This is a genomic window from Olleya namhaensis, from assembly GCF_900114005.1.
Taxonomy (GTDB): Bacteria; Bacteroidota; Bacteroidia; order Flavobacteriales; family Flavobacteriaceae; genus Olleya; species Olleya namhaensis.
Window position 1 is genome coordinate 148,303 of record NZ_FORM01000003.1, and the last position, 12,693, is coordinate 160,995.

Sequence of the window (12,693 nt, forward strand, 5' to 3'; positions counted from 1 at the left end):
AGACAATTCATGACCAACGTTTTTAGCAAAAAAGACTTTATCGCCACCAAATGGTTTACACTAGAAAAACTTATTCAGTTTGTAACAGGTGTATTTATTGTACCACAAATATTTAGCACTTTAGGTACGATTGACATCGGAAAACTTAAGTTTGTCGAGTCCGTTTTAGGACTATTAACACCTTTATTTTTTCTAGGTCTTTCTGCTATATGCATCAGAGAAATAGTCTTTAACCCAAAGCGAAGCGAGCAAATTTTAGCCACTGCCTTTTATTTAAGACTTGCAAGTTGGATTGCAATATTTATTGGTATTGTAATCTACTTTTATAGTACTGAAAATAGTCCATTAAACAGTTTGTATCTAATTATTGCTGTCAGTTATTTTTTTAAACTCACAGACGTTTTTGAATACTATTTGCTCGCAAAAAAATGGACTAAGATTATATTTATTAGTAAAATATCCAGTCTGATTATTATTGTGTCTTTGCAATATTATGGAGTTAAAAACAATTTGAATGTTAATTATTTTGCGAAGCTTATTGCTTTAGATTTTCTAATTCAAGGCGTTATTTATTACTTCATTTTAAAATATAAAAAACAATTTTTGTTTAAGCAATGGCGCTTTTCATGGCCTTTAGGAAAGTCTTTATTAAAAATGTCTTTTCCGCTTATAGTGTCCAGTGCTTTAATTATGTTTTATATCTCTATTGACGAGCTGTTTTTGAAACATTTTTTAGGCGATCATGCTAACGGAATTTTTGCAACTGTTCAATTTTTAGTGATTGCTTTAAGTTGGAATATCGGGTTTTCGATAATTAATGCACTATATCCTTCTTTAGCAGAATCATATAAAGACGACAGTATACTATATGCCAGAAAGTTAAAAAAGCTATTTAAAATCATGTGTTTTTTAGGGGTATTAATTGGTATACTTTATACGCTATTTGGCAGCGCAATATTAAACGCCTATTTTTCAGAAAGCTATGCCGAAGCAAAAAGTCCGTTATTAATATTTTGTTGGGCACCGCTTATTATATTTATAGGAATGATATATGAAAAGCACTTAATTAACACAAATCAACTACAAAAAAATGTTTATCGCTTTATAATTGGTTGCACATTTAATGTCGTGTTGTGTTATCTATTGATTCCTATTTGGCAAGTTTCTGGAGCTGCAATTGCTGTTTTAATAAGTCATTTTATAACTAATATTGGGTATATTTTTTTAGACCCTAAAAGCAGAAAGGAATTAGTTTCCCTTTTTTAATTACTTTTGAACTATGCAACTACTATTGATGGCTTTAGCGCCAATTGTTATTATCATATTTTACATTTATCTAAAAGATAAGTACGAGAAAGAACCTAAACGTTTATTAATAATTTCGTTTTTATTGGGTGCTATTGTTAGTATTATTATTACCACACTACTCTACTCTGTATTTAATATACTAGTCCCTTTAGAGAATAAACTAAGCATTTGGGAACAATTTAAACAAGCCTTTTTCGTGGTTGGTTTTTCTGAAGAATTAAGTAAGTTTTTAATCGTATTGCTTTTTGCGCAACGCCATAAAGAGTTTAATGAGCCCTTTGACGGTATTGTATATGCTGTTATGGTATCTATGGGGTTTGCAGCAACCGAAAACATCATGTACGTCATGCAAAGTGGGCCAGCAACAGCAATTGCCAGAGCATTTACCGCAGTGCCTGCTCACGCTACCTTTGGAATTTTAATGGGATACTTTATGGGTAAAGCAAAATTTGCACCTAACAAATTATACTTAAATTTATTAGGCTTATTTTTTGCTGTTTTATTTCATGGAGCCTATGACTTTTTCTTATTTATAGATTTTGTCCCAGGTATTTGGGTTGGTGCTTTTGTATCTCTAGCAATTGGAATTTTCTTATCTAGAAGAGCCATTAGATACCATCAAAATAGTTCTGTTTTTAAAGACGATTTAAATTCTATTTCTTAACAAATTTTATCGCATCCAAAGTACTTTCATTATTAAAAGTAACAAAATACAAACCATTAGCTAAGGCACTAACGTCTATTGATACATCGTTATAAAAGCTAGCATCATAAACTTGCTTTCCTGTAATATCAGTAATAGAAAATTGTATGGTTCTATTTAAAGTAGACTGTAATTGTAGCGTATTATTAACTGGATTTGGAAATAAATCTATTGACTTAGTAGTGGTTACAGCCTGCGCTGTTGATAGCGTATAACTATTTAGTTCAGCTACATAACTATCTACAGAGTCTCCGTCTTCTGTTCCACTCCAATCACTACCAAATAATAATCTGGTCCCTGTTGGGCTGATAGTCACATGTGGCTCTGCAAAATAACCAAACTCATCAGGATCACTTCTATGATGTGCTACTCTATAAACATCGGCATCAAACTCATTGACCTTCGCGATAAATAATTCTTGATCTAAAATCTGTATACCATCACGCTGAAAACCTAAACAAGAAACTGCAACCCAACCATCTCCTGTGTTTTTATGCGCTAAAGACGATATATGTGTTCCTGATTTTGGATATGCATAATCACTATAAGTTGTAACAGCAAAACAGTCTCCTGTTGTCGCATTGTGCGCCACTAAAGTCCCTTGACAACCACCATTTACACCTTCTTCAAAATTAACATTGTAATAAGCATCGTCTCCATTACTTAGTTTTCCTAAGCAAGAATGCTGTACGCCTGCTATATTTAAACTTCTTACAAAATCACCATCAGCATCATAAACATCTCCTCTATGAAAAAACAAATTACCACTAGGAAAAGGCATTGGTGCTGTATAAGCAACGTCTGATATATTAAATTGTGTTAGCGTTCCTGTAGAGATTCTGTAATAATATGCAGCAGTATTTCCGCATCTAAAAGCAAATACATCATCATCCCAAGACATCATTTGGATATCATTACCTCCTGTTAAACCGTTACTAGAAACACAACTACTAATTGTTCTAATATTAACCAATACCGTTTTTACTTGGGTTTGCACATTGTAACTAATCAAATCATCCGTAGCGCCGTCCATATAAAAAAATATATCAGGATTTAAAAAAGACCAGAAAATAGTCTCAATATCATCAGGATTGACATCCGTTAAGTTTCTTATAAAAGTATAATCTTGACCATTTAATAATTGGTGCGTACCTCCGCCATAAACTATCATTAAACTTTCATCTGCATTCCAAGCCTGTATTGTGCTATACATGGGTTTAATAGAGTTACCTGTTCCTGCATTTGTAATACGTCGTATTTGTGTTGCTGGAAAAGATGGATCTGCTGCAGATTGCAAGTAACCTGGTTTAGCTAAATCTTGCATTGGATGCTGTGCTAAGTCGTTTGCACTATATCCTAAAGACAAGTCCTGAGCGTAACTAACCTGAAATAATAAACATATTAAAAGAAGTAATTTTATTTTCATAATCTATGTTGTTTATAACTTAAGTACGTAAAAATAAACCTAATGGATGTAATTGTTAACTAATATAGAATAATATAATGAGTTTCTGTTTTACTAAAACGATATAGTTACTTATCTTTATACCTCATAATTTTAGACAAAATGAGCCAAAAATTTAATGTAAAAACAAATGGTCTTAATCAATTTGAGATAGATTCAGATGTTATAAATAGCATTGATTCTGTTGAAGTTAAACAGAATACATTTCATCTTTTAGATAATAACAAACCTTTTAAAATCGAAATCACGGAAAGTGATTTTCTAAAAAAAGCGTACACCGTAAAAGTTAACAATAACCTATATACAGTCCAAATCGAAGACCAATTGGATGCTTTAATAAAGGCAATGGGATTTGAAGTTGGTGCTTCCAAAGTTATTGATAATATAAAAGCGCCAATGCCCGGATTAATCTTGGATATTATGGTAAAGCCTGGTGACGAAGTCTCTGTAAATACACCTTTACTTATCCTTGAAGCTATGAAAATGGAAAACAGCATTGTATCACCTAGAGATGGTGTTATAAAGTCTGTTACAGGAACAAAGGGAAGTACTGTAGACAAAGGTGAATTGTTAATTGAATTCGAATAAAATGAAAAAAATACTAGTCGCCAATCGTGGCGAAATCGCAATAAGAGTTATGAGTACAGCCCAGAAAATGGGAATTAAAACCGTAGCAGTATACTCTACTGCAGATCGTAATGCGCCTCACGTAAAATTTGCTGACGAAGCTGTTTTAATTGGAGAAGCACCTTCTAATCAGTCGTATTTATTAGGCGATAAAATTATAGAAGTAGCCAAAAGCTTAAATGTTGACGGTATACATCCTGGTTATGGTTTTTTAAGTGAAAATGCAGATTTTGCAGAGCTTTGCGAAAAAAACAACATCTCCTTTATTGGACCAAAATCGCATGCTATTAGAGTCATGGGTAGTAAACTTGCAGCTAAAGATGCTGTTAAAGGTTATGATATACCAATGGTACCAGGAACAGATCAAGCTATTACAGATATTCCTGAAGCTAAAAAAATAGCTAAGACTATTGGCTTTCCTATTTTAATAAAAGCCTCTGCTGGAGGTGGTGGAAAAGGAATGCGTGTTGTGGAAAACGAAGACGAATTTGAATCTCAAATGAACCGTGCTATCAGTGAAGCCGTTAATGCTTTTGGAGATGGTTCTGTTTTTATTGAAAAATACGTTGGATCGCCTCGTCATATCGAAATTCAAGTCATGGCAGACACGCATGGTAATGTGATACATCTTTTTGAGCGTGAATGTAGTATACAACGTCGCCATCAAAAAGTAGTCGAAGAAGCGCCAAGTGTTGTTTTAACGCCAGAGTTAAGAGAAGAAATGGGACAAGCTGCTATTAAAGTAGCAAAAGCGTGTGATTATGTTGGTGCTGGAACGGTCGAGTTTTTATTAGATGAAAACAAAAACTTCTATTTCCTTGAAATGAATACACGACTACAAGTAGAGCATCCTGTATCAGAAATTATCGCTGGTGTTGACTTAGTAGAATTACAAATAAAAGTGGCTCGTGGCGAAGCTTTAGACATAAAACAATCTGATTTAAAAATTAATGGTCACGCTTTAGAATTACGTATTTATGCTGAAGATCCTTTAAACGATTTTCTACCTAGTGTTGGACATTTAGACGTTTATAAACTTCCAGAAGGAAAAGGGATAAGAGTGGATAATGGTTTTGAACAAGGTATGGATATTCCTATCTACTACGATCCAATGTTAGCCAAGCTAATTACTTACGGTAAAACACGTGAAGAAGCCATGCAATTAATGCGTCAAGCTATTGCAGATTACGATGTTAAAGGTATCGCAACCACGTTGCCTTTTGGGACGTTTGTATTTAATCATGAGGCGTTTAAATCAGGAAACTTTGACACCCATTTTGTAAAAAAGTACTATTCTCCTGAAGCTTTAAAACAAGATGCAGAACACGAAGCTAAATTAGCTGCTCTTTTTGCTGTAAAACAGTATCTAGAGGACCAAAAGCAATTAAGACTACCAACTAATTAGATAATTACATAACGTATAGCGTTTACGACCATACGTGATTAAAATAGAGATATGGAATCTAAAATAAAAACCCTAAACGAAAAACTTGAGCTATCCAAATTAGGTGGTGGTCAAGATAGAATAGATAAACAACACCAAAAGAAAAAATTAACCGCAAGAGAACGTGTTACCTATTTAATGGACGAAGGTTCTTTTGAAGAAATTGGTGCACTAGTAACACATAGAACGGTTGATTTTGGAATGCAAAATCAAAAATTTTATGGTGATGGTGTTATTACAGGTTACGGAACAATAAACGGAAGATTAGTGTATGTTTTTGCACAAGATTTTACAGTATTTGGAGGTGCTTTGTCTGAAACACATGCCGAAAAAATTTGTAAAATAATGGACTTAGCACTTAAAGTTGGTGCGCCTTTTATTGGTCTTAATGATTCTGGTGGTGCACGTATCCAAGAAGGTGTTAGATCCTTAGGTGGATATGCTGATATTTTTCATAGAAATGTAAAAGCATCTGGTGTAATACCACAACTATCAGCTATTATGGGTCCATGTGCTGGAGGAGCTGTTTATAGTCCTGCAATGACGGATTTTACAATGATGGTAGAGGACACCAGTTACATGTTTGTTACAGGTCCAAACGTTGTTAAAACAGTAACTAACGAGGAAGTTACCAGCGAAGAGCTTGGTGGTGCAAGTACACACTCCACTAAATCTGGTGTAGCCCACGTCACATCGTCTAACGATATAGAATGTCTAGAAGATGTTAAACGTTTACTTAGCTATTTACCACAAAGCAACTTAGAAAAACCAAAAGATTTACCATTTAAGTTAGGTGATGAAATTAGAGACGAACTTAAAACAATCATTCCTTTAAATGCCAACAAGCCATATGACATGCATAATGTTATAAAAGGCATAATTGATGTGGATAGCTTTTTTGAAATCCATAAAGATTTTGCCCAAAACATTATTGTTGGATTTGCAAGAATTGGTGGAAAAAGTGTTGGTATTGTAGCTAACCAACCATTGATTTTAGCAGGTGTTTTAGATGTAAATAGTTCGCGTAAAGCAGCACGATTTACACGATTTTGTGACGCCTTTAATATTCCGTTATTAGTGTTAGTAGATGTACCAGGATTTTTACCAGGAACAGATCAAGAATGGAACGGAATTATAGTGCATGGTGCAAAACTATTATATGCTTTAAGCGAAGCTACAGTGCCTAAAGTAACTGTAATTACAAGAAAAGCTTATGGTGGTGCTTACGACGTTATGAACTCTAAACACATTGGAGCGGACTTAAATTACGCTTGGCCAAGTGCTGAGATTGCTGTTATGGGAGCAAAAGGTGCCAGTGAAATTATTTTTAGAAAAGAAATAAAAGCAGCAGATAATCCTGAAGACAAACTTTTAGAAAAAGAAGCCGAATATGCTGAGCTGTTTGCTAATCCTTATAAAGCTGCAGAACGCGGTTTTATAGATGAAGTTATTCTTCCTGAAAACACAAGACGTAAATTAATAAAAGCGTTTAAAATGTTAGAACATAAGGAAGAAGTTTTACCAAATAGAAAACATGGTAATATTCCTTTATAGAAAAAAATAATACATAAAGAAAGCATAAAAAAAGAGCCTCAATTGAGGCTCTTTTTAGTTTCCCTAAAAAAATTAGAGATTACTAGCTATACTCTATTCAATAATCACTTTTTGAGCAGATACCGTGGTTCCATCTGTCATTCTTACAACATAAATACCTGATGCAATAGTGCTAACATCTAGCGTATTTAGTCCTGTGGCTAAGCTTCCTTTTTTAACCAAACCTCCAATAACATTGTACATTTGATATTTAAAATTGGTATTAGTCGTATTCATTTTAATATTAAGAACTCCAGTTTTTACTGGGTTTGGATACACTAAAGGTGCGGTTTTACTTGATAATTGAACTTCTTCTACACCTAAGGTTTCATTTAAAATACTAACTTCCCAAAGTCCTCTACCATATGTTCCAACTACTAATTTGTCTTGCGTGTAGTTAATTTCTAAATCATTAATAACCACATTTGGTAATCCTTCGCCTAACTTAGCCCAATCTTCAGTTCCTGTTTTAAAATACACGCCTATTTCTGTACCTAAAAACAAAATCTCTTGACCTTGATTTTGTTTTAAAACAACTTGCTTGGCAACTATATTAGGTAGTCCTGCTGAAATATTAGTCCAAGTAGCTCCACCATCTATAGATTTAAAAACCTTTGATCCGTCTACATAACCATTTACTGTTGCATATAAAATATTAGTGTTATTTTGGTTTAATGCAACAGAATTCATTTTAGCACCAGCTTCAGGTTGATTAACTGTAGTCCATGTACTTCCATCATTACTTGATTTTCTAACCGAAGTTTCTCCAATAACAATTAAATTATTTCCAAAAGTTTCGATATACTCTATTGCTCCTGCTCCAGAGTTTAAGTTGGTCCAAGTATCACCTTTATTAGCCGATTTATAAACATCTGCAAAACCACCATATAATATTGAAGAATTTGTGGAGTGCATTTTTAATGTCCAAACAAAAGGCGCTCCAGCTGTTGGCGTTGTTAAACTTGTCCCCCAAACATCACCTAAAAAGCCATTATCTGCTCTTGTCAATCCACCATTTTGCGACCCTAAATATCTAATTTGAGGATTAGTATAATCTACTGCTGTACACGTACCGTCTCCTGCTCCTGCTGTTACCCATGTTGGTGTACCACCAACTAATTCTAAACTATAACCATCATTATCTTGGTTTCCCATAATAATGTTATCTGTACTAGTTTGTGGTGTTATTGCTACCGAATATAATTGTGTTACAATCACTCCGTTAGATTTATATTCTACGGTAGGTTTTTCGTCCGCAATACTACTGTAAGTAACAAAATTTAAACCACCATCGTTTACATTCCAAAAAGAATACCCATCATCTAAAGGTCCCATTTCATGTATATCTGCATGTCCATAAGAACCAGCAGAAGTGTTATCTGACCAAGAATTGTTTAAAGTTACATACCATGTGTTTCCTGAGTCATCAGAATTTATTCCGTCTACTACTCCGCTAATAATTAAACCATCTTTTACTGCTAAACATTGGTTATAAGAGCCTTGTGTACTATAACCAACTGCTGGCACACCAATAGTCGTTAACACTGGTGATGCTAATGTTGTATTATATGTAGACACTTGTCCATTATCATTTTGTACATAAAACACCCCTGATTGATCTGATGTAATAGCGTGACGCTGGCTACTTGTGCCTTCTGACACTAAAACACTCCATGTACTTCCACTATTAGAAGAGAAAAATAATCCACCCCAACTATCAGAACACATAATATTATTACCGTTTCTATGAAACTTACCTAAAACAGCATCGTCATAATTATGAGCATAAACATTGGTCCATGTTGCCCCACCATCTGTTGTTTTTTTAATGTTCTTGTTTGTTCCAACAATTACTGTGTTAGCATCAAGTACAATTAAATTAGAAGTTGATTCTTGTTGATTTAAATTGAAAGTCAAGTTTGTAGGCTGATAGGTTTCTCCAAAATCAGTTGACTTATACACACCTATGGATTTGATATGTCCTGCATCAAAATCTCCAGTGGAGATATAAATAGTGCCTGGATTATTAATATCTGCACTACTACTTTTAATATCTGTAACACCAATACCTGCTAAATGATCTAATTTAGGTGTCCAAGAGGTTCCGTTATCTGTAGATTTCCATACACCTCCAACTGGAGCACTTACAAACAATACATTTTGACTTGGATCAGTAGCATGTGTGTACCTTAAAAAGTTAGTCAATCGTCCTAATTGTGGTTGATTAGGGTAACCGTTAGCATCAGGTACTTCTTGTGGTCCAATATTTGTCCATGTTTGTCCTGTATTTGAAGCTCTACTAGTCTGACTTGCTAAACTTATATTGTCTTTAAATTTACCATTAGCATCAATAATACCAGCATTATAATAACCTGAAAAGGCATTAGGAAAGTTTCCGTTTAGGTCCACTCTATCTTTCCAAAAATAAGCCCAACGTTCAAATTGCTTATGCTTTTTAATTTCGGTTTTAGATGCATTTTTATTGAATGCTCCCAAATCCTCTCTAACTTGTTTTATGATTTGGTAATAATTACTACCTTTTAAATAAGGTGTCTTTTTGTAGTCTATAGATTGAGAATAGGATACAATCGTGAAGACCAAGAATAAAAAAGTAATTGTTTTTTTCATGTTTTTCTATTTAATTATTAGAACAACACAAATATCAATTAACCTATATATACTATTGTAAACAAAGACTACGCATTGACTACGCACTATTAAAAACTAAGACCTAATGGGACGTTAGGAGACTAAAAAGCACTGATTTTAGAATTCTTAAAAGTCACATTTAAATAATCGATTAAAGTTAGATTACTATCCAAAGCCTCTATTTTTTTTGAAAGTCGATAGCGTTTACTTTCTACAGATCGCGTAGACGTATTTAAAAAAGCTGCGATTTCCTTATTTTTAAATCCTAAAAACAAATAATAACAAATGATGATTTCCGAATCAGTTAACGTAGGATGTAATGTTTTTATTTGTGTGAAAAATTCAATATTTACATCATTGATTAACTCTAAATAATTTTCTTCTTTTGCTAAAAATGTAGATGATTGATGATGTAAATTTTTATATAACGCCTTCGTTTTTTCTTTCTGCTCTCTTGAGTTATCTATGGTTGAAATTGCCCTCAATTCCTTTTTAAGCTCCTTAATATAATCCTCCAACCCTCTTACCTTAACTTTAAGCTTTTCATGATTGGTTTGCATAAACTGGTATTCGTCTTTTCGTTTTGAAAACTCAACAATCTTTAATCTAATCTTTTTGTAACGCATTGTTATAACAATACCTAAAGCCACTAAAATAATTGCTAAAATTATAATCCATAATCTATTAGTGTTTCTTTTATCTGTTGCATCTACTAAAGCTTCATCCTTGCTTACTAAAGCTGTATTAATATCTAGACTAGCCTTTAATGCTTTATCAAATTGTTGGTCGTTAAAGACGCGCAAAGAATCTAAATAACTATTTTTAAATGCACTGTTTCCTAGTTGCTTATAATAATCGGCATACAAATTAAAATACTGCTTAGTGTCAGACACATTCATAGCTGGACGCATTTTACCTGAAGCTTCAAGATAATACAACGTCGAATCTAAATTTTTATGCTGTAAGTGCACTTCTGCAAAACACGTATTAATAGTTACTACATGAGATGCGTATAATGATGGAGAAAGTGTACTGTCGTTTTGTAGTGCTTTAAGCGAATTAAAATAGTAATGTCCTTTGTCTAAATTATTAAGATGCGCATAATTTGAAGACAACATAAACAACGCATACATATAATAATACTGATCGTCTTTTATGTTTTTATAGCGCTCTAAATTTGGTAAAAGTAAGGCATTACTTTTGGCATAGTTATTTTGATTAAACTGTACATAAGCATACATTTGACTAACTTCTGCTAAACCATTTGTGTTTTTTGCTAAGGCGTAAAATGCTTTGGCATCGTCTAAGTATTTAAATGCTGTTGCATCCCTTTTAATTATATAAGTATTAAAAAACAACTCCAAAGACACCATGCCAGCAATATCATATTCATTTTCTAATTTGGCATATTTTAAAGCTAAAGAGAAGTTTTGAAACTCCTTAATAGGCTCTTCATACTTATCATTAATTAATCCACGCAACTGATAATAGGAAGCTAAACGCCCTTTAATTGTAGATGTGATTGGCTTTGGAATACTATCTAAAAATTGTTCTGCTTTTTTTGGGAAATCATCTATATAAACATCAGCAGAGTCTATTAAACTATAAAAGTTAGGTGTACGATAATTTTGAGCAGATACAAGACCTACACATAAAAAGATTACACTATAAAATAGAGCATTAACAACCGTAATGCTTTGTTTTTTTATCATTAAAATTAGACTTAAGGGATAAGTTTAAAACAAATTTATAAAAATATTACAGCTTTACTAATGGATTATGATTTTTACTAAATAGCAACTAGATTATTAATACTATTTTAAAATCTAAAGCTAAAATATTAACTAAAATTTAGTGTAACAATCACAAAACCATTACAATTGCTCATAATTTTATTTCTTTCAAAAATAAAATTTTAACACTTTAATAACTAGTTATTTAACTACATTTGCTTAATTATATTTAACGCGTTTATTTTAATGAAATTACACCTTGTTTTTATCGCCATAGTTACTCTATTTGTAACTAAAAGCTTTGCTCAAAATGAGCTTCCATTACCAACTAGTGATGGCAAAATTGCGATGTTAACCTCTTTAGCAGATAGTGATCTTCAAAAAACACTAGAATCAGAGATTAATAAAAATCCCCTTTGGAAAAAACTAATCAATCAAAAAAAGATGTCGATTGGCTTAGTAGACCTTAGAGATACCAATAATGTAAAGTTTGCTAGAATAAATGGCAACCACATGATGTATGCTGCCAGTTTACCAAAAATTGCAGTATTATTAGCTGCGATGGATGCTATTGATAAAAAAGAATTAACTGAGACTGCAGACATTAGAAAAGATATGCGCCTTATGATTAGTAAATCTAATAATGCGGCAACCACTAGAATGATTGATCGTGTTGGTTATGATAAGATTGAGTCGGTAATGAGGAGTAAAAAATATAAGTTTTATGACGAAGCTATTGGTGGTGGTCTGTGGGTAGGAAAACGCTACGGTGGTGGTGGAAACACAAACAGAGAACCTTTAAAAAACTTAAGTCATGCAGCTACTGTTACACAAGTTTGTAGATACTATTACCTGTTAGCTAATGGTAAATTGGTTAATCAAAAACGCTCTAAGCAAATGTTAGATATTATGGAAAACACAGCGTTGCATCATAAATTTGTAAATACACTTGACAAAATAGCACCTGATGCAAGAATATTTAGAAAATCGGGCTCTTGGAAAAACTATCATTCAGACTCTGTTTTAGTTTGGGGAAAAGACCTTAACAGACGTTATATATTAGTAGCTTTAATAGAAGACGCTTCAGGAGAACAAATTATTAGAGACTTGATAAAACCAGTAGAGAAAGTCTTAAGAGCTAATTAAGTTTTGATATTATTTATTACCCTTT

General features: G+C 33.0%; 9 protein-coding genes. 6 read left to right on the top strand and 3 right to left on the bottom strand.

What is annotated here, in order from left to right:
- Nucleotides 1-9: 9 nt before the first annotated feature.
- Both BMZ09_RS06325 and BMZ09_RS06330 read left to right on the top strand, forming a co-directional pair.
- Nucleotides 10-1,266, top strand: coding sequence for a flippase (locus tag BMZ09_RS06325; protein WP_090838635.1), 1,257 nt, complete (start codon nt 10-12; stop codon nt 1,264-1,266).
- A 13-nt stretch (nt 1,267-1,279) separates the two neighbouring features.
- Complete coding sequence (locus BMZ09_RS06330; RefSeq protein ID WP_090838637.1) at nt 1,280-1,972, top strand: PrsW family intramembrane metalloprotease; 693 nt, start codon at nt 1,280-1,282, stop codon at nt 1,970-1,972.
- Here the strand turns inward: BMZ09_RS06330 and BMZ09_RS06335 are convergent.
- Complete coding sequence (locus BMZ09_RS06335; protein WP_090838639.1) at nt 1,962-3,437, bottom strand: T9SS type A sorting domain-containing protein; 1,476 nt, start codon at nt 3,435-3,437, stop codon at nt 1,962-1,964. The two genes, BMZ09_RS06330 and BMZ09_RS06335, sit on opposite strands and share 11 nt — an antisense overlap.
- A gap of 141 nt (nt 3,438-3,578) precedes the next feature.
- Between BMZ09_RS06335 and BMZ09_RS06340 the strand changes: the two genes are divergently transcribed.
- Genes BMZ09_RS06340 through BMZ09_RS06350 form a run of 3 tightly spaced genes read left to right on the top strand, consistent with a single transcriptional unit; the run spans nt 3,579 to nt 7,101 of the window.
- Nucleotides 3,579-4,064, top strand: coding sequence for an acyl-CoA carboxylase biotin carboxyl carrier protein subunit (locus tag BMZ09_RS06340; RefSeq protein ID WP_090838641.1), 486 nt, complete (start codon nt 3,579-3,581; stop codon nt 4,062-4,064).
- Between the two features lies 1 nt (nt 4,065).
- Complete coding sequence (accC, locus tag BMZ09_RS06345; protein WP_090838643.1) at nt 4,066-5,508, top strand: acetyl-CoA carboxylase biotin carboxylase subunit; 1,443 nt, start codon at nt 4,066-4,068, stop codon at nt 5,506-5,508.
- A gap of 51 nt (nt 5,509-5,559) precedes the next feature.
- Nucleotides 5,560-7,101: an acyl-CoA carboxylase subunit beta gene (locus tag BMZ09_RS06350; protein WP_090838645.1), complete on the top strand. Its 1,542-nt coding sequence runs from the start codon at nt 5,560-5,562 to the stop codon at nt 7,099-7,101.
- Between the two features lie 93 nt (nt 7,102-7,194).
- Here BMZ09_RS06350 and BMZ09_RS06355 read toward each other — a convergent pair whose 3' ends face one another.
- Together BMZ09_RS06355 and BMZ09_RS06360 are read right to left on the bottom strand one after the other, a co-directional pair.
- Complete coding sequence (locus tag BMZ09_RS06355; protein WP_090838647.1) at nt 7,195-9,768, bottom strand: T9SS type A sorting domain-containing protein; 2,574 nt, start codon at nt 9,766-9,768, stop codon at nt 7,195-7,197.
- A 122-nt stretch (nt 9,769-9,890) separates the two neighbouring features.
- Nucleotides 9,891-11,501, bottom strand: a complete 1,611-nt coding sequence (locus BMZ09_RS06360; protein ID WP_090838649.1) for a helix-turn-helix transcriptional regulator — start codon at nt 11,499-11,501, stop codon at nt 9,891-9,893.
- A gap of 267 nt (nt 11,502-11,768) precedes the next feature.
- Here BMZ09_RS06360 and BMZ09_RS06365 point away from each other — a divergent pair, with 267 nt between their 5' ends.
- Entirely contained in the window at nt 11,769-12,668 is a 900-nt protein-coding gene (locus BMZ09_RS06365) for a serine hydrolase (protein WP_090838651.1), read from the top strand.
- Nucleotides 12,669-12,693 lie beyond the last annotated feature (25 nt).

What these genes read in the sequence shown, in the direction of transcription:
- BMZ09_RS06330 (WP_090838637.1), top strand. Translation starts at nt 1,280, where the DNA reads ATGCAACTACTATTGATGGCTTTAGCGCCAATTGTTATTATCATATTT.
- BMZ09_RS06325 (WP_090838635.1), top strand. Translation starts at nt 10, where the DNA reads ATGACCAACGTTTTTAGCAAAAAAGACTTTATCGCCACCAAATGGTTT.
- BMZ09_RS06365 (WP_090838651.1), top strand. Translation starts at nt 11,769, where the DNA reads ATGAAATTACACCTTGTTTTTATCGCCATAGTTACTCTATTTGTAACT.
- BMZ09_RS06350 (WP_090838645.1), top strand. Translation starts at nt 5,560, where the DNA reads ATGGAATCTAAAATAAAAACCCTAAACGAAAAACTTGAGCTATCCAAA.
- BMZ09_RS06340 (WP_090838641.1), top strand. Translation starts at nt 3,579, where the DNA reads ATGAGCCAAAAATTTAATGTAAAAACAAATGGTCTTAATCAATTTGAG.
- BMZ09_RS06335 (WP_090838639.1), bottom strand. Translation starts at nt 3,437, where the DNA reads ATGAAAATAAAATTACTTCTTTTAATATGTTTATTATTTCAGGTTAGT.
- BMZ09_RS06355 (WP_090838647.1), bottom strand. Translation starts at nt 9,768, where the DNA reads ATGAAAAAAACAATTACTTTTTTATTCTTGGTCTTCACGATTGTATCC.
- BMZ09_RS06360 (WP_090838649.1), bottom strand. Translation starts at nt 11,501, where the DNA reads ATGATAAAAAAACAAAGCATTACGGTTGTTAATGCTCTATTTTATAGT.
- accC (WP_090838643.1), top strand. Translation starts at nt 4,066, where the DNA reads ATGAAAAAAATACTAGTCGCCAATCGTGGCGAAATCGCAATAAGAGTT.